Genomic DNA, 22,234 nt, shown 5'->3' on the forward strand with positions numbered 1-22,234 from the left:
CCCCGACAACCATGAGTGACATGCTGCGCGCACCCGCAGAGGTCAAGTACGCCGAAGAGCTCGACTACCTCGAGTCCATCGACACCGCGCCGAAGCCGTTCTCGTGGCGGCTCAGCCCCCGCATGATCCGGATCTTCATCCTGGGCTCCGAGCGGGCCGACGGCATCGACAGGGAGATCCCGCAGAAGTGGTTCGGCGACCGCAGCTTCGTCGAACGCAGCGTCGTGACCCTGGCCTCCGACCGCGGCCTGCTGCTGATCGGCGACCCCGGCACCGGCAAGAGCTGGCTGGCCGAGCTGCTGTCGGCGGCGATCTGCCGTAACTCCACGCTGGTCGTGCAGGGCACCGCGGGCACCACGGAAGACCACATCAAATACTCGTGGAACGTCTCCATGGTCATCGCCAAGGGGCAGTCCCGCCAGTCGATGATCCCCTCGCCGATCATGACGGCGATGGAGCGCGGCGTGATCGGCCGGTTCGAGGAGCTGACCCGCTCGACGAGCGACGTCCAGGACGCGCTCATCTCGATCCTGTCGGAGAAGTACGTCTCCATCCCCGAGCTCGACGACGACAACATCGTCTTCGCCCAGCCCGGCTTCTCCATCATCGCCACCGCCAACAGCCGTGACCGCGGGGTCAACGACCTGTCGTCGGCGCTCAAGCGGCGCTTCAACTTCGTGCGCATCCCGGTGGTGACGAACAAGAAGAGCGAGGCGGAGATCGTCCGCTTCCGTACCGAAGAGCTGCTGCGCCGGCACCAGATCGAGCTGGACCTGCCGCCCACGCTGCTCGACATCCTGCTGCAGAGCTTCGCCGACCTGCGCTCGGCGGCGGCCTCGGCCACCAGCGACGACGACAAGCTGGAGTCGGCGCTGTCGACGGCCGAGCAGATCGGCGTGCTGGAGGACGCGATCCTGCACAGCCACTTCTTCGGCGACCGGACGCTGCGCGCGCAGACGCTGGCGAGCTCGCTGGTCGGGTCGCTGGCCCGGCGCAGCCCCGAGGACCTGGCGATACTCAACAAGTACTGGCACGGCGTGGTCGAGCCGCGCAGCAAGAAGGACGGCGGCGAGTGGCCGGAGTTCCTCGAGGGCGGCCGCGAGGCCATCTCCACGCTCTCATGAGCGATCAGCCCATGACCGGCCGGCAGGGCACCTTCGGTTCGCTCCGCGAGCAGCTCCTCGACGCCGCAGAGACGTTCGCCGGCGGCCCCGTCGAGGTCTCCGGCATCCTGTCCGGCCTGGTGGACGACGTCGATCGGGCGCTGCGCGAGGAGCTGGAGATCTTCCCGGTCTGCCACCACTCGCCGGCCTCGGCGCTGGCGATGGTGCGCAGGCTGCGCGAGAAGCAGCCGAAGGTCATCTATCTGGAGCTGTGCGAGGACCTGCAGCCGCTGCTCACCGAGCTGCGCAACTGCCGGCTGCCGGTGGCGGTGCAGGCGTTCGCGACCGACCTCGACGGGTTCCCGAAGACGTGGGCGCCGCTCAGCGTGGTGGCGCCCATCACCGAGGCGTCCGCCGAATACCAGGCCATCGCCTACGCGCTCGACACCCCCGGCGTCGAGCTGGTGCTGGTCGACCGCTCCACCGACCACGTCTTCCAGTGGGCGCCAGGCGAGGAGCCCAGGCCGAAGGCCGAGGAGGGCGCGGGCCTGCACGGCGACGCGGTCGGCGTGGAGATCGGCGACCTGCGGCCGCGCTTCGCCGAGCTGGAGGAGCACCTGCTGCACCACGGCAAGGTGCGCCACTGGTCGGAGTGGTGGGACCAATACGTCGAGCAGCCCCTGTCCGGCGCGGACTACGACACCTACCGCCAGGTCATGGTGCTGGTCGGCAGCCTGTTCCGTCGGCTGCGCCCCGAGGGCGACGCCCGCCTGACCGTGGACGAGGACCGCGAGCGCCACATGTGGACCAGGATGCGCGAGCACCTGGCCGCCTCCGGCGCCGACCCGGCCGACTGCCTCTACGTCTGCGGCGCCTTCCACGCCGCGAGCCGGGTCGAGGAGTTCGGGCTGCGATCCACGGCCACGTTCGAGATCAGCCCCCGCACCGGCACGAAATGGCTGTACGGGCTCATCCCGTCCAGCCACTCGGCCATCGAGGCCCAGTTCGGGCTGGCGCCTGGCTCGGTGTCGATCGCGGCGGCGACCTGGACCAAGGCGCTGACGCGGAGCAAGCTGACCCCGTTCCAGCTCGCCGGGCAGAAGGGCGCGCGCAGGCGCCAGGTCAAGCTGCCGCCGCCCGCGCCGCAGGGCGAGGTGGCCGACAAGCTGACCGGGTTCCTGTCCAGGCCGCCGGCGCTCGACCCGCTCGACGAGGCCGAGCTGCTCGGCTGGTCGGTCGACATCGTCCGGCTGGCCCGCCGCAACGGCTACCTCGCCAGCACCGCCGACGCGATCGCGGTCTACGAGACCTCGATCCTGCTGGCCGGCATGCGCAACCGCGCCAGGCCGACGCCGTACGACTTCCAGGACGCCGCCGTCACCTGCATCGAGAAGGACGTCGTGCCGGGCCGGCGCGACGTGCGGCGGCTCTGCGAGATCCTGCTCGGCGGCGACAAGCTCGGCGAGGTCGGCTACGACGCGCTGCCGCCGCTGGCCAGAGACGTCTACGACCGGCTCGCGCCGCTCGGGCTCGACCTGGAGAAGCGGACGATCCAGCGGGCGCTGCTCGACCTCAACGCGGAGCCCGAGCTGCGGCCCTGCTCCGATCTGCTGTGGATGCTGCGCTACCTGCTGCCGTCCGACGCGGTGCGGCCCATCATGGGGGAGCGGCGCCTCGGCGAGCGTTCGATCCAGGAGAGCTGGGACCTCGCGTTCGGCAAGCACCAGCGCTCGATCATCGAGCTCGGCTACGAGGGCGTCACCGTCGAGCAGGTGGTGGAGCAGCGGCTGCGGCGCTCGGTCTGGGACCAGAAGGCCACCGCCGCCGTCGCGCTCGCGGCCGTCGAGGACGCCATCCTGTTCCTCGGCAGCCGCCGCTTCGCCGACGAGCTGGGGGCGCGGGCGGTGGAGCTGCTCGCGTCCGAGCGGACCGTGGACGACGCGCCCGACGTGCTGCGCCGCATCCGGCGGCTGCTCGCCCACTACCGCGCCACCGAGCCCGAGCTGCCCGCGTGGTGCGAGGCGTTCGTGACGGCCGGCTACGCCCACTACTGCACGCTGCTGCCCACGGCGTTCGTCGACGACGACACCGGCGTGCGGCAGGTGGGGGCCATGCTGGGCTTCCTGTTCGGCATGGAGAGCCTGGCGCTCTCGCTCGGCTGCGAGCGGGCCCAGCTGGAGCTCGCCGTGCAGCAGTCGCACCCCGGGTCGCCGGCCAAGGTGGCGCTGCTGTGGGCCGCCCAGCACCAGCTCGGCCTGCTGCCGTTGGCCGCGCTGCGGTCGCGGTGTGACGAGCTGCTGGCCAACCCGCTGGTGATCCCGTCGTTCCCGCAGTACATCATCGGGTTCGTCCAGGCTCTTGAGCCGGTGCCGGCGTTGTCGGGGTTCGTGGTGGAGGTGATCTCCAAGGCGTTCGGGCGGCTGCCGGACAACGTCCTGCTGCCGTGGCTGCCGAAGCTCATCACCGCTCTGCGCGCCGGTGCCGCCGAGCTGGTGCCGCTGCTGGTCCGCGAGGCGGGGCGCACGTTCCCCGGCTCGCTGACGGCGGTCGACTCCTGGGTGCCGCCGTGGACCGCCCGCCCCAAGCCGGCCGTGACCGCCGCTCCGGTGGCGGCCGGGCCGGTGGCCGAGCTGCTGCGGGCCCATCCCGCGGCCTGCGACGCCGTGGCCGGGGTGCTGGGCTGCTCGGGCGAGTGGGCCGCGCCCGGCGAGCCCGCCGGTGACCCGCGCGTGGCGGCCCTGCTCGCCGCGCACCCGGAGCCCGCGCTGGCGGTGGCCGGGCTGCTGGGCTGACGATCAGGAGGCGGGGCGGCAGGTGGTGCCGGGCGGGGGCAGGCGCAGGTCCGTCAGGTACGCGTTCGCGTGCGCGATCGTGCACGCGAACGCGTACCCCGTCAGGTAGAGCCCGTGCCCGGGGCCGTCGAAGCGGACGGTCACCGAGCCGGGCACCCGCCTTACGAGGTCGGCCGTGTCCGCGTAGTAGGTCCACGTGCCCGCGCCGAGGAACGCCGCCGTACGAGGTGGCGAGGAAGCTCAGCCGTTCCTCGCCGAGCGCCGCCCGCATCGCCTCGATGTCGCGCGCCTGGCCACCTTCAGCGTGATCGCCCGGCCGCGCGGGGCGTCCCGGTCCAGCGGCACCCCGACGGACGAACACCGCAGATCGCTCGGCCGCCCCTCGCCGTCGCAGGGTCCCCAGCACTACCGTCAGCCGAAGAGGCGGGCGAGGGGCTTGATCCGGCGCAGGACCAGCCAGTCGATGAGCAGGACCGCCGCCATCGTGATCCCCGCCAGCGGGAACAGCAGCCCGAGCACCGCCATCACGGCGATCAGCCGGTACGCCGTCCTGCGGTCGGTGGGCCGGGCCGGTGCGCCCAAGCGGCCACGGGGGCGGCGCTTCCACCACATCCAGGCGCCGGTGACGATCAGCGTGACGAGGGTCAGGCAGGCGCCCAGCATGAGCAGCAGGTTGGCCGTCCCGTAGCGGCGGCCCTCGTGCAGGGCGACCCCCTGTTCGACGGCCTTGGCGATGACGCCGTACTCGTTCCAGCCGTACGACACCAGGACCCGCCCGCTGTACTGGTCCACGTGCAGCGTCTGCGCGTCGGACGGGTCGCGGCGCGGGTCCGTCACCACCGTGTAGACGCCCTTCGGGCCGTCCGGCAGCAGGATCTTCAGGTCGCACTCGTCCGGCGGGCACGACCTGATCGCGGGCCGCGCCGCCGCCAGGGCGTCCTCGAGGGGCAGGGCGCCGTCCCGCAGCACGCCGTGCGTGGTGCCGTGGCCGGCGTGCCCGTCCTCGGACGGCGGGACGGGCAGCCGTTCCGCCGCCCACGGGACCTTGGCGTCCGGGTTGGCGGACAGGTCGCCCGAGGTGTGCGGGTAGTCCTCGGCGCTGGGGTACGTGGAGCCCGTACGGTCCTGCAGCCGTTGCAGGCCGTCACCCCACACGCCCGACCACGGCAGCCCGGACAGGACGAGGAACGCGACCACCGCGCCCCCGCCGGCCCCCGCCCACGTGTGAACCCTGCGCAGCCCGCCCCGGCCCTTCCTGGGTCTGCGCGGGCCTGGCTTCCTGCGGCGGGTGCTCCACCACAGGTACGTGCCGGTCGCGACCAGGATCAGCGACCAGCAGGCGGCGGTCTCCACGACCCGGTCGCCGACGGTGCCGGCCATCAGCTCGCCGTGGATCGTACGGACGACGCGCATGAACGTCCTGCCGTCGTCCACCTCGCCCAGCACCGCCGCCGTGGCCGGATGCACGTAGACGGAGACGCCCTCGGCGAAGGGGCCCGTCTCGGTGCCCTGGAGGATGACGCGGGTGCTCCGGTCGGGTGACATGGGCGGGATGACGGACATGACCGGCGCACCGGGATGCGCCCGCTGAGCCGCCGCGATCTGCTCCGACAGCGGCCGGGCCCGGGTGACGGGCTCGCTGAGCGTGCGCACGTCCTGATATCGCCATTCCTCGAACGGCTCCTTGAACAGATAGATCGACCCGGTGACGGCCAGGACGAGCAGTACGGGCGCAACGAAGATCCCGGCGTAGAAGTGCCACCGCCAGACGGCCCGGTAGCGCTGCGACGCGACCGGCCGCGCCGGCTCGGGCCCTTCTCGGGCCGGTGTGGGACGAGTCTCGATCGATGTCATGGGGGCTCCCTTCCGGGGGCGCTTTCGTGGGGTACGGCGACGGCACGCCAGGGCGCGAGGCGGCCACAGCGTGGAGGCCGGGTGACGATCGGCCTGGTGCGCGGGGCGAGCAGGGCACCGGCGAGATGCGGGGAGGCAGGGTCACCTGCGGTCATGGGTGTCCGTGGCGCCTTGCGATCGCCATGGCCTCAAGGTGCTGCGCACCGCGATGGGGTCGCAGGTCACGCGGCGCGGCGGACGGCGGCACCGCGAGTCGGCGCCGTTCACAGGTGGTGTGGTGAGCGCGCGACGCGGTGCGCGTGTGGGCAAGGCCGCCGGGCGACGCGGTGGGCGCTCGGCGTGTGGGGCGATGCGGTGGGCGCGCGGTGTGCGGGGCGATGCCGTGAGCGTCCGGCGTAGGGCGCGCCGAGTGCGGAAACGGTGCCGGCGACCGGCGGTGCGGGAGCGCGGTGCTCAGGAAGCTCGCGTCACGACAACGCGGTCAGGGCGGGGTGGTCCTCGGCGGCACAGCGTCCAGATCAGAGCCTGGGGTGTGAGGGGGCCGAGGGGAGCTGCGGCGAGGAGGGCCGGGCGGCGGGTGGGGGCCGGGGGTGCGGGGTCCCAGGTGGTCAGGAGGGCCCAGAGGTCGCGGAGAGAGGTGGCCAGGAGGTGGAGGATCGTGGCCAGGGTCGTCTCGCCCCGGTCCAGCCACCACGCCGACAGCACCGCCACCACCACGTGGGCCAGCAGCATCCCGACGCTCGCGCTGAGGCCGCCCCCGTGGTGGGCGCCGAGCGCGGAGGCGTCCGTGGCGTGCGCGGCATGGAGGGCTGGTGGGGTGGTGGTGAGGAGATCTTGTACGGCGTGGGGGGTGGTGGTGAAGAGCTGGTGCATGCCGTACTGGGCGGCGAAGGAGGCGGCCAGCAAGGTGCGGCGGGAGCGGCGGCGGGTGAGGAGGAAGGCCCCCGCGCCGGTGATCACCGTGGCGGCCGGCACCGTGCCGAATCCCGCTACCGGACCTCCGGCCAGGACGTGCATGGCGAGGGCGGTGAGCACGCAGACGACCGCGAACACCGTCGTACGCAGCCCGCGCAGGCCGGTCCCCCCGGCCTGCGCGGTGTCCCCGCTGCCGATGCCGCATCCTCTCTCGTCGGGGTTCATGCGCGATCACCGCTCACATGACGAGATACGGCGGCCGCCCGGCCCCGGTTCAGCCGGATGCGACGAACTCTCGCGTCGTCAGGTCAGCCCGGCGCTGTAGACGGTTCTGGGCGGGTGCCCGTTGAAGAGACGGGTGACGGTGACGAAGCGGTAGCCGCGCTTGGACAGGGCCTTCAGGATGCGGGGCATCGCCCGCACCGTCGACGGGTGGATGTCGTGGAAGAGGATGACGCTCCCCGGGCGTACGGACCTGACGGCCTTGCGGGCCACCTTGGCGCTGTCGCGGTGCCGCCAGTCCAGGGTGTCCACGCTCCACAACACCATCGGCCGCCCGGTCAGCCGGCTCACCGCCGCGTTGACCGCCCCGTACGGCGGCCGGACGAGCCTGGGCACCACCCCGATGGCCGCCTTCACCACCCGGTCCGTACGCGCGAGCTGCGCCCGCACCCCGGCGGCCGGCAGCTTCGTCAGGTCGGGGTGCGACCAGGTGTGGCTGCCGATTTCGTGCCCCGCCGCGTACGTCCTGCGCACGATCCCCGGGTTCGCCGCCACGTTCTGCCCGACGACGAAGAACGTCGCCTTGGCCCGGTACGCGGCCAGGTGCCGCAGCAGCGCGTCCGTGTACGCCCCCGGCCCGTCGTCGAAGGTAAGCGCCACGCATTTCGCCCGCCGGCAGTCCACCGGCCTGGCCCTGGCCGCCACCTTCACCACTTTCACCACCCTCACCGCCGAGGCGGGTAAACCGGCCACGCGGGACGCCGCGGCAGTGCCGGCGGAAAGGCCGGACGTGATGGTGCCGGATGCCGGGACCGCGGATGCGGGCGACGCCGTGCCGGGATCGACGTTCCTGTCCGTGGTGCAGGCCGTCGTCAGCAGCGTCGTCAGTAGAGTCGTCAGTAGAGCGGTCAAGGTGAGTGCCCCCGCCGTCCCCCGTAGCGCGCCGATCTTCATGCCGTATCCCCCTAAGCGCACCGCCCCCGGTGCGTCCCCCATGAGCGCGGGACCGTTCCAAAGGTTGGACTCCCGCCGTCCGCTCATGGTTCGCGCGAAGGCCGTCCCCGCCGTCACCGTTCCTTGAGCCGCCGGAAAAACCGCCCCGGAAAAACCGCCCCGGAAAAACCGCCCCGGAGAGGCCGCCCCGGAGAGGCCGGGGCGGCGGGTCAGTTGAGCCAGGAGCGTTGGAGTGCGCGGCGGACGCGTTCACCGGCCGGCGGTGGCACGTCGCCGCCGGCCGGTGGGGCGGGTGGTAGCGCGGGTGGGGAGCCGGGTTCCAGGACGGCCTGCTCCTCCTCGGTCACCGGGCGCTCGATCTCGGTGAAGCCGCCGTCGGGCCCGCGTACGATCACCCCGGTCTCCACCCCGTGCGCGAGCGTGTGCCGGTCGCGTAGCTGCAGGCCCAGGCAGATCCGGTGGGTGACGACGTACCCCAGCACGGGCCCGGCGACGATGGCGACGCGGAAGATCCAGGTGGTCGCGTTGAGCGAGATGTGGAAGGTCGAGGCGATCAGGTCGTTGCCGCCGGCCAGCCACAGCACGCCGTAGTAGACGATGCCCGCGACCCCGAGCGCCGTCCGCACGGGCACGTCGCGCGGCCGGTCGAGCAGGTGGTGCACGGCACGGTCACGGGTGACCCACCGCTCGGCGAACGGATAGAGCGCGAGCGCGGTGAACAGCAGGCCGGGCGCGCCGAGCGCCGGGATCAGCACGCTCATCGTCACCGTGGAGCCGAAGACGGTGAACTCCCACGGCGGCATGATCCGCAGCGCGCCCTCCAGGAAGCCCATGTACCAGTCGGGCTGGGAGCCGGCGCTGACCGTGCTGGGCAGGTAAGGACCGTACAGCCAGATGGGGTTGATCTGGAACATCGTGGCGAGCAGCGTGATCACCCCGGTCACCCACAGGAAGAACACCGTCGTCTTCGCCAGGAACGCGGGGAAGAACGGCGCGCCGCGCACCTGATCGTTGCGCAGCCCCTTGGCGCGGAACTGGGTGTGCGTCTGCCGCCACGTCAGCACCACCGCGTGCAGCGGGAGCAGCACGAGCAGCAGCGCGGGGATCAGCAGCACGTGCAGGCTGAAGAGGCGGGCGATGATGTCCTCGCCGGGGAACTCCCCGCCGAACAGGAACATCGCCAGGTACGTCCCCACCAGCGGCACCGAGATGATCACCCCGTGCAGGATGCGCAGCCCGGCACCGGACAGCAGGTCGTCCGGCAGCGAGTAGCCGAACAGCCCGTTGATCAGCACCAGGGCGAACAGCGTGACGCCGATCAGCCAGTTGAGGTCGCGCGGCTTGCGGAAGGCGCCGGTGAAGAAGTTGCGCAGCAGGTGGATGACGATGGCGCCGAGGAAGATGAGTGTGGCCCAGTGGTGCATCTGCCGCATCAGCAGGCCGCCGCGCACCTCGAAGGTGATCTCCAGCGACGACGCGTACGCCTCGCTCATCGTGACGCCGTGCAGCGGCACGTAGCTGCCGTCGTAGACGACCTCCTGCATGGACGGCTTGAAGAAGAACGTCAGGAAGACGCCGGTGAGCAGGATGACCACGAAGGCGTATAACGCGATCTCGCCCAGCAGGAACGTCCAGTGGTCGGGGAAGACCTTCCGCATCGCCTTCTTCAGAAACCCGGCCCCGCCGAGCCGGTCGTCCAGCGCCCCGGCCAGTGAGCTGCCCTTCATCGCCACTCCGCATGCGTCTTGTCCGGATCCTTATGGACAAGACGGAGTAGGGGCCGCGAATGTGACACTCACCGGCCGGCGAATGTCGTTCTCTCAGGCGAAGCGTTCGACGGTGACGGGGATGAGGCCCTGCTCGCGCACCGCCTGGCGGTGGTGGTGCAGCAGCGCGCCGAGTGCGGTCACCGGGCCAGAGCCGAGCCGTGCGGTGACGTCCACGCACCAGGCGATGCCCGCGCCGATTCGGCGCAGCTCCCAGGTGAAGCCGTGGCCGCCCGCGTCGGCCGAGGCGGCGCCGATCACGCGCGGGTCGCCGGTCGGCTCGAGCCTCAGCGCCGTGCGCGCGTTCTCCAGGCCGTCGGCGCCCAGCTCGCCGGCGAACAGGATGCGGTAACGGCGCGCTCTGGAGCCGCCGAGGTTGAGCGGGGCGGTGGTGGGCAGCGTGCGGCGCTCCTGGAAGAGCGTGCGCAGCCCGGCCTCCTCCGGCAGCACGCCGCCGCCCATGCGGGCGAAGGCGTCGTACGCCTCCTGCCTGCTGACCGGCGTCACCCGGCCGCGCAGCGCGCGGTCGGCGCGGATGGCGCGGCTCAGCTCGGCGGAGGAGGACCAGGCCCCGTTCTCCGGCCTCCACTCGGCGCCGTCGATTCCGGCCGCCGTGTAGTCCTCACACAGGACGAACTCCTCCACCAGGAGCCCTGCGGGCGTGCGATCGCCCGCGGTCGAGGAGATCAGGTAGTAATCCACCGGCCCATGATTGTGCCCGGCGGATCGTCAGATCAAGATCATTCACTCGCGCCGCGCGTGCCGTGGCCGCATGTCCGAGCTCAATCCGGGCAGGAGTCCGCCTGATCTCCGTAAACGGTCTAATGTGAATAATTGCCTTATGTCAGGCACGGGAGGCATCGACGATGCGGAACGGCCGGACCGCGACCCTCGCCCCATCACTCACCGCCGCCGCCATGGCAGCGCTGCTCACCGTCGCAGGCTGTACGTCGTCCGGCGGCGGCCCCGGCCCTCAGAGCGGCCCTCAGAGCGGACCCCAGCAGCAGGGCCCCGTGGCCAAGCTGGCGATCACCCCCGCCGACGGCACCAAGAAGGTCGCCCCCGACACCGGCATCGCGGTCAAGGTGAGCGCCGGCAAGGTCACGAAGGTGGCCGTGGCCGACGCCAAGGGCCGCGCCGTCAAGGGCGCCATGGGTGACGACGGCACGTGGCGGCCGGCCTGGCCGCTGCGGCCCTCGACCACGTACACGGTCAGCGCCCAGGCCACCGGCACCGACGGCAAGCAGGTCAGCGGCACCTCGACGTTCACCACGCTCAAGCCGAAACGGGTGCTGGAGAGCGGCATGGCGCCGCTCGACGGCGAGAAGGTCGGCGTGGGCATGCCCGTGCAGCTCCTGCTCTCGCAGCCGATCACCTCGCAGAAGGCCAGGGCGGCGATCGAGCGGTCGCTGGTCGTGCGCATGTCCAAGCCGGTCGAGGGCGCGTGGAGCTGGGTGAGCGACCGCGAGGTGCAGTTCAGGCCGCGGGAGTACTGGCCGGCCGGGCAGAAGGTGACCGTCGTCGCGCACCTCGCCGGGCTGCGCGCCGGCTCCGGGCTGTGGGGCACCAAGGACCGCAGCCTGACGTTCACCGTCGGGCCCGAGCACATCACCAAGGTCAGCGCCAAGGCCCACAAGGCGGTCGTCCGCGAGAACGGGAAGGTCGTCAAGACCATTCCGGTCAGCCTCGGGCGGCCGGGCGACGACAGTTATTCCGGCGTCATGATCGCGCAGGAGAAGGCGGCCGACATCGTCATGGACTCCGCCACGATCGGCGAGCCCGGCGAATATCGCATCAAGACCAAGTGGAACGTGCGCATGACGTACAGCGGCACTTTCTTCCACGCCGCCCCCTGGTCCACCGGCGCGCAGGGCAGCTCGAACGTCAGCCACGGCTGCGTGAACGCCAGCCCCGCCAACGCCCGCTGGTTCTACGACTTCACCCAGCGCGGCGACATCATCGAGGTGACGGGCACGTCCAGGAAACTCCAGTTCGGCAACGGGCCGACGCCGTGGGCCAAGTCGTGGGAAGACTGGCTGGCGGGCAGCGCGCTCGGCAAGCCGGTGAACGGATAGGCCGAGGCTTTCAGTACGCGGTTTCCGTACGCGTTTCAGTAAAGGACACAATCAGGAATCCTTTGTCGGCCTATACCGCTTTCGCGCAGAGCGGCGAATTACCATGAGGGCACAAGCAGGAACGCCGTCCCGTTCACGGGAGCTGGTATCGGGTGCCTGAAGACGGAACCGGCCGGGGGCTGATCCGGCTCCCGACCCTCGCGCTGTGGCTGCTCGTCTGGCTGCTCAACTGCTACGAGTTCCTGGTGACGTTCTGATCTCCTGGGACCACCAGGCCCGACTCGTACGCGAAGACGACCAGCTGGGCCCGGTCGCGGACGCCCAGCTTGACCATCGACCTGCTCACGTGGGTCTTCGCGGTGGCGCCGCTGATCACCAGGTGCTCGGCGATCTCCTCGTTCGACAGGCCCCTGCCGACCAGGGCGACGATCTCGCGTTCGCGGACGGTCAGCCGGTCGAGCTCCGGCCCTGAGGCCGCCGGGCGGGGCGGGGTGCTGACGTACTCCTCGATCAGGCGGCGGGTCACCGACGGCGACAGCAGCGCCTCGCCCTTCGCCGCCACCCGCACCGACTGCAGCAGGTCGCCGGGCTCGATGTCCTTCAGCAGGAAGCCGGTGGCGCCAGCTCTGAGGGCGGCGAAGACGTACTCGTCGAGGGCGTAGTTGGTGAGGATCACCACGCGGACGTCGTTCAGCTCGGGGCTCGCGCCGATCCTGCGGGTGGCCTGGATGCCGTCCATCAGCGGCATGCGGACGTCGAACAGCGCGACGTCCGGGCGCAGCCGCTCGGCCAGCTCCACCGCCTGCGCGCCGTCGCCCGCCTCGCCGACCACGGTGATGTCGTCGGTGAGCTCCAGCAGTGCCTTGAAGCCGGCCCTGATCAGCGGCTGGTCGTCGGCCAGCAGCACCCGGATCACGACCGCCCCCCGGCCCCCGTCGGCAGTTCGGCGCGTACCGTGAAGCCGCCGTGCTCGCCCGGGCCCGCCGTCAGCGAGCCGCCGACGGCGACCGCGCGCTCCCGCATCCCGATCAACCCCATTCCAGGCCCGGCCACGCCGGGCTCGCCGTCGTTCTCCACCCGCAGCACGATCGCCGAGGGAGCGTACTGGAGGCTCACCGTGACCGCCGCGGACGCGCCCGCGTGCCGCAGCACGTTGGTCAGCGCCTCCTGGGCGATCCGGTACGCGGCCCGATCGACCTCAGGCGCCGCCGTGTACGGGACGCCCGACACGGTGTGCCTCACCCGCAGCCCTGCACCCTCGGCCCTGGCGACCAGGCGCGGCAGCCCGGACAGCCCCGCCTCCACCCCCTCGGGACTACGCAGCACGCCGAGGGTGGCACGCAGCTCGTTCATCGCCTCGTGCCCCGACTCCTTGATCGCCAGCAGCGCCTCCCTGACCCGCTCGGGACGGCGTTCCAGCAGCTCAAGCGCCAGCGCGGTCTGGACGTTGACCACGGAGATGCTGTGCGTGAGCGAGTCGTGCAGCTCCTGCGCGATCCACAGCCGCTCCTCGCTCGCCTGCCGCAGCGCCGCCTCCTCCCGCGTGCGCTCGGCCTCCAGCGCCCGCTGCTCCACGGCCTCGGCCCGCTGCTCCATCGCCTCGGCGCGCTGCTCCACCGCCCGCAGGTACGCCCTGCCGCTCCTGGTCACCTCGCCCACCAGCACCATGGCCATCAGCCAGCCGCTCAGCAGCGCCATCCAGCTGCCCGGCGGCGGATCCTCGGGCGCGAGCGCCATGAGGCCGTACATCGTCACGGCCAGCACCGCCGCCAGCCAGATCGCCGCCTTGCGGTGGCCGAGCACGGCGAGGGTGTAGATCGAGGCCAGCGCGGGCGCGGTGGCGAACACGCCGGGGTAGTGGGCGGCGTAGTAGGCGACCGCGCAGGCCGCCGCGACGATGCCGGCCGCCAGCGGGGCGGTGCGCCGGAAGGCCAGCGACAGCGCCGCGACCGTGATCAGCGCCAGGCCCGCCGGGTCGAGCGGGCGTTCCTGGGGACCCGACCACGACAGGTTCGCGTACGTGCCCGCCGTGATCGCCGCCAGCGCGCCCGCCGCGACCAGCGCGTCCTTCCCGCGGGTGTCCATGCACCCAAGGTAGGGGAGCGGCGCCGGCGGGGCGTCAGCCCGCGGGCGTACGTTTCCGGCGCCGGGCGGCTCGCGTACGCCCCCGGGAGTACGGGCCAGAGCCCCCCGTCGCGGGATGTGACCGCGATGGCGTTCGGTGGAGCATTCCTGGCATGACCTCCTCCGACCCCGGCTCCTCCGACCCCGGCTCCTCCGACCCCGGCTCCTCCGAGGCCGTTCCGCGTCCGCCCGGCTGGATCGTCTGGTCGTTGCGCGTGACGGCCACCGGGCACCTGACCGGGGTGCTCGTGCAGGCGGCGCTCGCCGGGCTGTTCGTCACCGGCGACGTCGATCTGCTGGCCTGGCACCGCGACAACGCCGGCTACACCCACGCGCTGCTCTACGCGCAGGTGGTGACCGCCGTGCTGCTGTGGCGGCCGGGGCGCGGCCCAGGATGGCCGGCGCTGGCCGGGCTGGGGCTCGTGGTGCTGGAGACGGCGCAGGTCGGGCTGGGGCAGGCGCGGATCATCGCGGGGCACTTCCCGCTCGGCATGGCCGTTTTCGGGCTGTCCGCCGTCTTCACCGCGTGGACGTGGCGCACGCTGCGCGGTGCCGCATGAGGCTCTCCAGGCGGGCGTTCGTGGGGATGCTGGGCGGGGCCGGGCTGGGCATCGCGGGCTGCGGGGCCGAGGTGGCGGGGCAGTTGCTGCGGAGCAGGGCGCGGCTGCCGGAGCCTTTCACGGCGCCGCTGCCGATCCCGGACGTGGCCAGGCCGGTCGGCCCCGGCCGGTACGAGGTGACGCAGCGGGTGGCGGCGGCCGAGATCCTGCCGGGGCTGCGGACCGAGGTGTGGGGGTACGGCGGCACCTTCCCGGGGCCCACGTTCGAGCTGCGGCGCGGGGAACCAGTCACGGTCGCGGTGCGCAACGAGCTGCCCGTGCCCACCTCCACCCACCTGCACGGCGGCGTCACCCCGCCGGGCTCCGACGGCTACCCGACCGACCTCGTCGTGCCCGCCGGCGCCCCGCCGCACCCCGCTCACCCAGGGGAGGTGCACCACCCGCTGGTCAAGGAGTACCGCTATCCGGTGGGCCAGCGGGCCGCCACGCTCTGGTACCACGACCACCGGATGGACTTCACCGCCCCGCAGGTGTGGCGCGGGCTGGCCGGGATGGCGCTGGTCCGCGACGAGGAGGAGGACGCGCTGCCGCTGCCGCGCGGCGAGCGGGAGCTGCCGCTGATGATCTGCGACCGGGCCTTCGAGGAGGACGGCTCGTTCCGCTACCCGCGGGCCCACCGGAGCGGGCACGGTGAGCACGGCGGCCGGGGGAGGCTGGACGGCGACTACATGGAGGGCGTCGAAGGGGACGTGATCCTGGTGAACGGCGCTCCCTGGCCGGTCGCCGAGGTGACCGCCACCCGCTACCGGCTGCGCCTGCTCAACGCGTCCAACGCGCGCAGATACCTGCTCAGGCTGGCCCCCGGCGGCCGGTTCACGCAGATCGGCAGCGACTCGGGGCTGCTCGCCGCGCCGGTGACGCACGACGCGATCCCGATCTCTCCAGGCGAGCGGTACGACGTCGTCGTCGACTTCTCCGGCTACCCCGTCGGCACCGCCGTCACCCTGGTCAACGCCCTGGCCGACGGGCCGGCCGGGAACGTCATGGGCTTCGTCGTCACCCGGCGGGCGCCGGACGACAGCGCCGTGCCCGCCGTCCTGTCCCGCCCGCCTGGACGGCCGCGTCCCGTGGCCACCCGCCGCTTCGACTTCCGCGCGACGGACGGCGCCTGGACGATCAACGGTCATCGCTACCGGCCCGGCGTGCCGCTGGCCCGTCCCCGCGTGGGCACCGCCGAGGTGTGGCGGCTGACCGGTGACTTCCGTCATCCCGTGCACGTGCACCTGGCCCACTTCCAGGTGCTGGCCAGGAACGGCCGCCCGCCCGCCGCCACGGACGCGGGCTGGAAGGACACCGTGGACGTGGGGCCGTACGAGGTCGTGGACGTGCTGGCCCGCTTCGACGGGCACCGCGGCACGTACATGCTGCACTGCCACAACCTCGAACACGAGGACATGGCGATGATGGCCGACTTCGAGGTGATATGAGCAGATGCCCCCTCCCGATCGACCCGTCGAACTATTAAGTTGATCCCATAGGCGACCATTCATCGGATGACTCGGTTGACGGAGCTAGGAGCAGGCATGCAGATCGTACGGTTCACCAGCCCACTGACCAGCGCCGCCGCAGTAGGAATCGACGACGGCGAGCAGGTGGTGGAGCTGGCCGGAATCACCACCGTCGGTGAGCTGCTCCGACTTTCCTCCGATGAACTCAAGGAGCGGTGCGCGTCCGCCGACGGCCCCCGCCACCCCTCGGGCTCCGTCGCCCTGCTCCCGCCCGTGGACGGGCGCATGGAGGTGTGGGCCGCGGGCGTCACCTACCGGCGCTCCCGCGAGGCCAGGGTGCTGGAGAGCGAGCGCGCCGCCGACGTGTACGAGCTGGTCTACGACGCCGAGCGGCCCGAGCTGTTCTTCAAGTCGGTGGCGTGGAAGGTGTCGGGCGACGGCGGCCGCATCTCCGTCCGCGAGGACTCCGGGATCGACGTGCCGGAGCCCGAGCTGGGTCTCGTGCTGAACGCGGGCGGCGAGATCGTCGGCTACACGGTCGTCGACGACGTCAGCTCCCGCACCATCGAGGGGGTCAACCCGCTCTACCTGCCGCAGGCCAAGATCTACCTCGGCGCCTGCGCGGTCGGCCCCGGCATCAGGCCCGCGTGGGAGGTGGCGGACCCGTACACGCTGGACATCACGCTCACCATCGCCAGGGGCGGCGAGACCGTCTGGGACGGCAAGGCCAGCACCTCCCAGCTCAACCGGCGGCTCGACGACCTGGCCGGTTACCTCTACCGCGCCGACGCCTTCCCCGACGGCGCCGTGCTGGCGACCGGCACGTGCCTGGTGCCCGACCTGCCGTTCACGCTCCAGGACGGCGACACCGTCACGATCGGCATCTCCGAGATCGGCACGCTCACCACCAGCGTGGTGCGCGGCCTGGACGCGATGCGTTAGCCCCTGGGCTCAGGGGTCGGCGACGATGGCCGCGGCGGCGGCGCGCAGGCTCGCCGCGCGGCGGCGCAGGTTGTCGGCGGTGGCCAGGCAGGAGTCCTCCAGGTCGGCCACCTCGCGCCTGACCTTGACCACCTGCGTCAGGTACCGCTGCGCGGCCGGCCCCGTCCAGTACGACTCGCAGTCGCCAGGCCGCGCCGGGATGCCGTCGAACGCGCCCGCGAGCCCCCTGGCGTACCGCATGAACGCGGCGGCCAGCGACTCCTTGTCGGCAGCCTCGCGGAGGAGCTGGTGCTTCGTCGCCATCGCGGGTCAGCCGCCCTCGGCGGCGGTCCTGCCGCCCGGGGTGCCGATGACGGTGGCCCAGGCGCGCTCGCGCAGCCCGTCGGCCCCGACCCCGGGCTTGAGCGCCTCGTGCAACGCGGTCGCGAGCGCCTGGGCGGCGGCCGGGTCGGCGGTGGCGGCGCTCAGCAGGGCGCGCGCCTCGCGGGGATGCTCGGCCAGCAGCTGCTGGAAGGCCAGCGGGTTGCCCGCGTACGGCCGGAGCAGGTCGCCGGGGCTCCAGCCGGTGTCCTGCGGGCGGTTCAGCAGCGTGGTCGCGACCCGGTTGAGCACCGTGCCCGACTGCTCGGCGCCCGTGACCAGGGCCGTCAGCGCCTCGGCCGGGGCGGTCGCCACCAGCTCGTGCCAGGCGTCGCCGAGCCGCCCGGTGCGCTCGGCACTCGCGTACGCCTGCGCCAGCGGCCCGCCGTGCCCTTCGAGCAGCCGGGTGAACGTCTCGATGCCGAGCGTGGAAAGCAGCGCCGTCGCGTACGCGGGGTCGCGGACCTCGCCCTCGACGGCCGCGACCGCCGCCGCCACGTCCCCACCCTCCCGCTCACCCTCCCGCTCGGCGGCCAGGATGGCGTGGGCCGCGCTCTCCGCGGCCAGCCGTGCCTCGTGCTCGGCCGTGAAAGGGAAGGTCGCGGACAGCATGCCGCGCTCCCGCACCGGTACGAGCTGCTCGATCGTGTCGATGCGCCACCGCAGGTCCTGCTGGGAGTCGTGGAACAACACCCAGGCGCGGTGCAGGGCCGTGGTGCCCTGGCGGCCGGCCCAGTCCTGCTCCGCCTCGGCGATCGCCGTCTCGAGACCCGGCCGGGTCGCGCTGACATAAGCCTTGCCCGCCTCCATACGGCGGATCAGTTCGTGCGCGCCACGGGGGTCGATCCCCACGAACTCCGCCATGAACTCTCCCCATCGGTGCGGTAGTGCCAAGGCGGGAGTCAAGCACACGAACCGGGCCGGGCGACACGCGTTTGCCAGAACGGGAATCGGTCCGGCCGATGCCGGTCAGGCGGGGGAGTCCTCCTTCTCGCCCTCCTTCTCGCCCTCCTTCTCGAAGGAGCTGAGCGTGGGGTCGTAGTCGAGGGCGCCGATGTCGTACATCGGGGTCATCCAGTGGTAGAAGTTGTCGCCCCGCTCGCGCAGCAGGTCGTACAGCCGGCGCATCAGCCGGCGGCGCACGGGGGCCAGCTCGTGGTGGGTGTAGCGGTTGCTCAGCTCGTGCGGGTCGGCGTGCAGGTCGTACAGCTCGTTGACCGACTCGGGGTTGACGATCAGCTTGTAGCGGTCGTCGCGGATCATCCGTTGCGGATACGGGAAGTGGTGGCCGTGGAACTCGGCCAGCAGCTCGCCGGGCCACTCCGGGTGCTCGCCGCGGACGAGCGGGAGCAGGCTGCGGCTGTCCACGGCCGGCCCGGTGTCGCAGCCGGCCAGGTCGAGGATGGTCGCCGTGCAGTCGGTCAGCGTGACGAACTCGTCCCTGACCTGCGGCTGCTGCCCGGGGACGCGGATGATGCCGGGGATGCGGTAGATGTCCTCGTACATGGCCGGGCCCTTGTCGTGCAGGCGGTGGGCGCCGGTGAACTCGCCGTGGTCGGCGGTGAAGAAGACGGACGTGCTGTCGCTCAGCCCCAGCTCGTCCATGCGGTCGAGGATGCGGCCGATCTGCTCGTCGATCAGCGTCACGTAACCCCAGTAGACGGCGATCAGCTTGCGGGTGACCTCGATCGGGATCGTGTCGAACGTCCAGTGCGCGCTGTAGTTGCGCTGCACCGGCGGCTTGCCCTCGAACGTCTCGGCGATCGACGGCGGCAGCTCCACCAGGCTCGGGTCGTACATGTCGAAGTACTCGTCGGGCAGCAGGTACGGCAGGTGCGGCCCGAAGAAGTGGGTGGCGAGGAAGAACGGCCGGCCGTCGGCGGCGTAGCGCTCCATGTGCTCGATCGCCCTGGTCGCCAGGTAGTGCTCGAACGTGGCCTCCACCGGCTGGTGCAGCCGCGCGGCCAGCAGGTTGCCCTGGTTGCCGTTCGGCGTCGTCCCTCGGACGAGGTCCGAGATCCGGTACGGCGGCAGCCCGCGCTCCTCCAGGTAGGCGAGGTAGTCGGGATGGTCGACCGGGTTGTGCCAGCCGGGCAGGTCGGGGCCGTCGAAGCCGTAGGAGGCGGCGTTGCGGCTGGTGCCGCCGTGCCACTTGCCGATGAGCCCGAGCTGGTAGCCGCGCTCCTTGAGCGCCTCGGGGAAGGTGAAGGCGTCCTCCCGCAGGTCCTCCAGGTAACCGACGTTGCGCTCGTAGTTCGCCAGCAGCCGGTGACGGAACGGGGCCTGCCCGGTGAGCAGGCTGGCCCGCGCCGGCGTGCAGATGGCCGTCGGCGTGTAGAACCGGTCGAACCGGGTGCCGCTCGCGGCCAGCCTGTCGAGGTTGGGCGTGGCGACGTGCGGGTTGCCGTAGCAGCCCAGGGTGTCGACGCGGTGCTGGTCGGTCATCAGGAACAGCAGGTTCACTTGGTGAAGGCCTTCGTGTAGAGATCGCCGGTGTAGTACGTGGAGGGGTCGGGCCTGGACTTGAGCTGGCCGGTGCCGACGAAGAAGTCGCCGAGGCTGTTCAGCCACTTGGCCACCGTGCCGTCCTTGGTCTTGTTCACCAGGTCCTCGGTGGTCATCGTCTGGACGTTCGCCGCGTCCGCCTTGACCTTGGCCGGGTCGAGCTTGAGCAGCGCGGCGGACTCGGTGATGGCCTCCTCTGGGTGTGCGGCCCGCCAGTCGTTGGCCTCCTGCAGCACCTTGATCACCTTGTTGGTGAGCGCCTCGTCCACCTCCGTGCCGCCGACGAACGCGGTCGGGAACGAGCTGTCCGGCCACTCCTTCGTACTGGCGATCTCCACCATGTCCGGCACCTGCTGCTTGATGTTGTCGATCAGCGGATACCAGATGCCGGCCCCGTCGATCTGCCCGGAGGCGAACGCCGACACCACCGTGGCCGGGTCCATCGGCACCTTCTCGATGTCCTTGACCGACATGCCGGCCTTCTGCAGCGCCAGGTTGAGCACCATGTCGCCGGACGTGCCCTCCGGCACGCCGACCTTCTTGCCCTTGAGGTCCTGGATCGTCTTGATGCCGGGCCGGCCGATCACGCGGTCGGCGTACGCCAGCGTGTTGATCGCGACGACCTTGGCCTTGCCCGTGGCGGGCAGCCACATCGCGCCGGGGCCGATGTAGCCGAAGTCGAGGTCGCCCGCGCCGAGCGCCTGGATCTGCAGCGGCCCGTTCGTGAACACCTTGATCTCGGGGGTGAGCCCCTGCTTGTCCCACAGGCCCTGCTTCTCGGCGATGGCGAGCAGGCTGGCGCCGTTGTAGTCGCTGATGTAGCCGAACCTGACGGTGGAGCCGTCGTCGGAGCAGGCGGTCACGGAGAGTGCCAGCAGGCTCACCGCCGAGGCGGCCGTCAGGGCGCGGCGAAGGGAACGCATGGCCATCGGGTCCTTCTTTCTGTACGGGAAACTCAGGCGGCGGACGCCTGGTGGTAGACGGCGTGCCAGACTTCGTTGCGGATCCGCCCGAACTCGGGCGAGAGCCGCATCTCCTCGGTCCTCGGGTACGGCAGGTCGACGTCGATGATCTGCTGGATGCGGCCGGGCCGCGCGGCCATGACGATGACCCGCCTGGCCAGGTAGACGGCCTCGTCCACGTCGTGGGTGATGAACATGACCGTGCGCTGCTCCCTGCTCCACGTGGCGAGGAGCTGGTCCTGCAGCTGCACCCTGGTCAGCGCGTCGAGCGCGCCGAACGGCTCGTCCATGAGCAGGACCTGCGGGTCCACCGCGTACGCGCGGGCGATCGCGCAGCGCTGCCGCATGCCGCCCGACAGCGCCTTCGGCAGCGCGTCGGCGAAGTCGGACAGGCCCACCAGCTCGATCGCCTGCTCGGCCCGCCGCCTGCGCTCGTCGGCCGGCAGCCCCTTGAGCTTCAGCCCGAACTCGACGTTCCTGCGCACGGTCAGCCACGGGAACAGCGCGTACTGCTGGAAGATCACCCCGCGCTCGGGTCCTGGACCGTCGACCGGCCGGCCGTCCACCAGCACCTCGCCGCCGGTCGGCTCGACCAGCCCGGCCGCCATGCTCATCAGCGTGCTCTTGCCGCACCCCGAAGGGCCGACGACGGTGACGAACTCGCGGTCGGCGATGTCCAGCGACACGTGGTCGAGCGCGGTGAAGGTGCCGTCCTTCATCGGGTACGTCTTGACGACGTCCCTGAACGAGATCTTGTTGTTCATCGGCGCTCCTGCCAGTTGGTGAGGCGGCGTTCGGCCAGCAGCAGCAGGCGGTCCATCAGCAGGCCGAGCACGCCGATGGTGATCAGGCCCACGAAGATCGTGGACAGGTCGTAGTAGAGCTGGGCCTGCTGCATCCGGAAGCCCAGGCCCTCCTGCGCGGCGATCAGCTCGGCCGCGACCAGCGTGCCCCAGGCCGCGCCCAGCCCCACCCGCATCCCGACCAGGATGAACGGCGTCGAGGCCGGCACCACGACCCGCAGGAAGATCGTCCGGTCGGACGCGCCGAGCACCCGGGCGGCGTTGATCAGCGTCTTGTCCACGTCCACGACGCCCTGGAACGTGGAGACCACGCTCGACAGGAACGCCGCCAGGAAGATGACGAAGATCTTCGGCCGCTCGTCGATGCCCATGAGCACGATGGCCAGCGGGATGATCGCCAGCGGCGGGATCGTCCTGAAGAACTGCACGTACGGCTCCAGCAGGCCGCGCGCGGTGGCGTACCAGCCCATGAGGAAGCCGACGGGGATCGCCAGCAGCGTGCCGAGCAGGAAGCCGATCAGGACGCGGCGCAGGCTGGCCAGGGCGTCGGTCACCAGCGTGCCGTCGCCGATCAGCTCGGCCGCGCGGCCGGCCACCTCCAGCGGGTTCGGCAGCCCCTGCACGCCTATGGTGGCCAGCGCCGTCCAGACGAGCAGGCCGACGACGACGGCGACGAGGTTGAGTACGAGGGCGCGCCGCGAGCGCCTGGGCCCGCGCCGCACGGCCGGAGCCGCCTGCGCCTTGCCCGTCGCGGTGAGCTGAGTCATCAGATACCTCCGTGGAGACCCC

19 protein-coding genes and 1 pseudogene are annotated in these 22,234 nt (G+C 71.7%); 6 read left to right on the forward strand and 14 right to left on the reverse strand.

Annotated elements, in window-relative coordinates:
* Positions 1-11 precede the first annotated feature (11 nt).
* A complete protein-coding gene (locus tag AB0K28_RS13965) occupies positions 12-1,124 on the forward strand; it encodes an AAA family ATPase (RefSeq protein WP_345399702.1) in 1,113 nt (370 codons plus the stop codon).
* Positions 1,121-3,895 carry a DUF5682 family protein gene (locus AB0K28_RS13970; protein WP_364369120.1) on the forward strand — a complete coding sequence of 925 codons (2,775 nt, stop codon included), beginning with the start codon at positions 1,121-1,123 and terminating at the stop codon, positions 3,893-3,895. Before AB0K28_RS13965 ends, AB0K28_RS13970 begins: the two co-directional genes overlap by 4 nt.
* A gap of 3 nt (positions 3,896-3,898) precedes the next feature.
* Here the strand turns inward: AB0K28_RS13970 and AB0K28_RS13975 are convergent.
* From AB0K28_RS13975 to AB0K28_RS14000, 6 genes and pseudogenes are all read right to left on the reverse strand, one after another.
* Positions 3,899-4,075, reverse strand: a pseudogene (locus tag AB0K28_RS13975) (alpha/beta hydrolase); the annotation flags it as partial.
* 231 nt (positions 4,076-4,306) lie between these two features.
* Positions 4,307-5,749 carry a PepSY domain-containing protein gene (locus AB0K28_RS13980; RefSeq protein ID WP_364369123.1) on the reverse strand — a complete coding sequence of 481 codons (1,443 nt, stop codon included), beginning with the start codon at positions 5,747-5,749 and terminating at the stop codon, positions 4,307-4,309.
* A 453-nt stretch (positions 5,750-6,202) separates the two neighbouring features.
* Positions 6,203-6,889 carry a hypothetical protein gene (locus AB0K28_RS13985; RefSeq protein ID WP_364369126.1) on the reverse strand — a complete coding sequence of 229 codons (687 nt, stop codon included), beginning with the start codon at positions 6,887-6,889 and terminating at the stop codon, positions 6,203-6,205.
* A 78-nt stretch (positions 6,890-6,967) separates the two neighbouring features.
* On the reverse strand, positions 6,968-7,840 hold the full coding sequence (locus AB0K28_RS13990) for a polysaccharide deacetylase family protein (RefSeq protein WP_364369129.1): 873 nt from the start codon (positions 7,838-7,840) through the stop codon (positions 6,968-6,970).
* 209 nt (positions 7,841-8,049) lie between these two features.
* The gene (locus AB0K28_RS13995) at positions 8,050-9,567 is read right to left on the reverse strand and encodes a cytochrome b N-terminal domain-containing protein (protein ID WP_345399721.1); all 1,518 of its coding nucleotides are present in this window, start codon (positions 9,565-9,567) and stop codon (positions 8,050-8,052) included.
* Positions 9,568-9,660: 93 nt separating this feature from the next.
* Positions 9,661-10,308, reverse strand: coding sequence for a hypothetical protein (locus AB0K28_RS14000; protein WP_364369132.1), 648 nt, complete (start codon positions 10,306-10,308; stop codon positions 9,661-9,663).
* A 164-nt stretch (positions 10,309-10,472) separates the two neighbouring features.
* Here AB0K28_RS14000 and AB0K28_RS14005 point away from each other — a divergent pair, with 164 nt between their 5' ends.
* On the forward strand, positions 10,473-11,681 hold the full coding sequence (locus AB0K28_RS14005; RefSeq protein ID WP_364369135.1) for an Ig-like domain-containing protein: 1,209 nt from the start codon (positions 10,473-10,475) through the stop codon (positions 11,679-11,681).
* 232 nt (positions 11,682-11,913) lie between these two features.
* On the opposite strand, the gene AB0K28_RS14010 is transcribed toward AB0K28_RS14005, so the two are convergent.
* The gene (locus AB0K28_RS14010) at positions 11,914-12,597 is read right to left on the reverse strand and encodes a response regulator transcription factor (protein ID WP_345409635.1); all 684 of its coding nucleotides are present in this window, start codon (positions 12,595-12,597) and stop codon (positions 11,914-11,916) included.
* Positions 12,594-13,766 (reverse strand): sensor histidine kinase, encoded by a 1,173-nt coding sequence (locus AB0K28_RS14015; RefSeq protein ID WP_364369138.1) that lies wholly within the window; start codon positions 13,764-13,766, stop codon positions 12,594-12,596. The genes AB0K28_RS14010 and AB0K28_RS14015 overlap by 4 nt, the downstream gene beginning before the upstream one ends.
* Before the next feature lie 152 nt (positions 13,767-13,918).
* Between AB0K28_RS14015 and AB0K28_RS14020 the strand changes: the two genes are divergently transcribed.
* The 3 genes from AB0K28_RS14020 to AB0K28_RS14030 all read left to right on the forward strand — a co-directional run bounded on the left by AB0K28_RS14020 (position 13,919) and on the right by AB0K28_RS14030 (position 16,815).
* Positions 13,919-14,365, forward strand: a complete 447-nt coding sequence (locus AB0K28_RS14020) for a hypothetical protein (protein ID WP_345399733.1) — start codon at positions 13,919-13,921, stop codon at positions 14,363-14,365.
* The gene (locus AB0K28_RS14025; protein ID WP_364369141.1) at positions 14,362-15,852 is read left to right on the forward strand and encodes a multicopper oxidase family protein; all 1,491 of its coding nucleotides are present in this window, start codon (positions 14,362-14,364) and stop codon (positions 15,850-15,852) included. The genes AB0K28_RS14020 and AB0K28_RS14025 overlap by 4 nt, the downstream gene beginning before the upstream one ends.
* 96 nt (positions 15,853-15,948) lie before the next feature.
* Positions 15,949-16,815, forward strand: coding sequence for a fumarylacetoacetate hydrolase family protein (locus AB0K28_RS14030; RefSeq protein ID WP_364369144.1), 867 nt, complete (start codon positions 15,949-15,951; stop codon positions 16,813-16,815).
* Between the two features lie 9 nt (positions 16,816-16,824).
* Here the strand turns inward: AB0K28_RS14030 and AB0K28_RS14035 are convergent, their stop codons facing one another.
* The 6 genes from AB0K28_RS14035 to AB0K28_RS14060 all read right to left on the reverse strand — a co-directional run bounded on the left by AB0K28_RS14035 (position 16,825) and on the right by AB0K28_RS14060 (position 22,212).
* A complete protein-coding gene (locus AB0K28_RS14035) occupies positions 16,825-17,118 on the reverse strand; it encodes a hypothetical protein (protein ID WP_364369147.1) in 294 nt (97 codons plus the stop codon).
* 6 nt (positions 17,119-17,124) lie between these two features.
* Entirely contained in the window at positions 17,125-18,039 is a 915-nt protein-coding gene (locus AB0K28_RS14040) for a hypothetical protein (RefSeq protein WP_364369150.1), read from the reverse strand.
* Between the two features lie 105 nt (positions 18,040-18,144).
* A complete protein-coding gene (locus AB0K28_RS14045; protein ID WP_364369153.1) occupies positions 18,145-19,638 on the reverse strand; it encodes a sulfatase-like hydrolase/transferase in 1,494 nt (497 codons plus the stop codon).
* The gene (locus AB0K28_RS14050) at positions 19,635-20,603 is read right to left on the reverse strand and encodes an aliphatic sulfonate ABC transporter substrate-binding protein (RefSeq protein WP_364369156.1); all 969 of its coding nucleotides are present in this window, start codon (positions 20,601-20,603) and stop codon (positions 19,635-19,637) included. The genes AB0K28_RS14045 and AB0K28_RS14050 overlap by 4 nt, the downstream gene beginning before the upstream one ends.
* 32 nt (positions 20,604-20,635) lie before the next feature.
* Positions 20,636-21,406 carry an ABC transporter ATP-binding protein gene (locus AB0K28_RS14055; RefSeq protein WP_345399754.1) on the reverse strand — a complete coding sequence of 257 codons (771 nt, stop codon included), beginning with the start codon at positions 21,404-21,406 and terminating at the stop codon, positions 20,636-20,638.
* Positions 21,403-22,212 carry an ABC transporter permease gene (locus tag AB0K28_RS14060; protein ID WP_364369159.1) on the reverse strand — a complete coding sequence of 270 codons (810 nt, stop codon included), beginning with the start codon at positions 22,210-22,212 and terminating at the stop codon, positions 21,403-21,405. The genes AB0K28_RS14055 and AB0K28_RS14060 overlap by 4 nt, the downstream gene beginning before the upstream one ends.
* Positions 22,213-22,234: the final 22 nt, after the last annotated feature.

This window comes from Nonomuraea sp. NPDC049504 (assembly GCF_040676845.1).
Classification (GTDB): Bacteria; Actinomycetota; Actinomycetes; order Streptosporangiales; family Streptosporangiaceae; genus Nonomuraea; species Nonomuraea salmonea.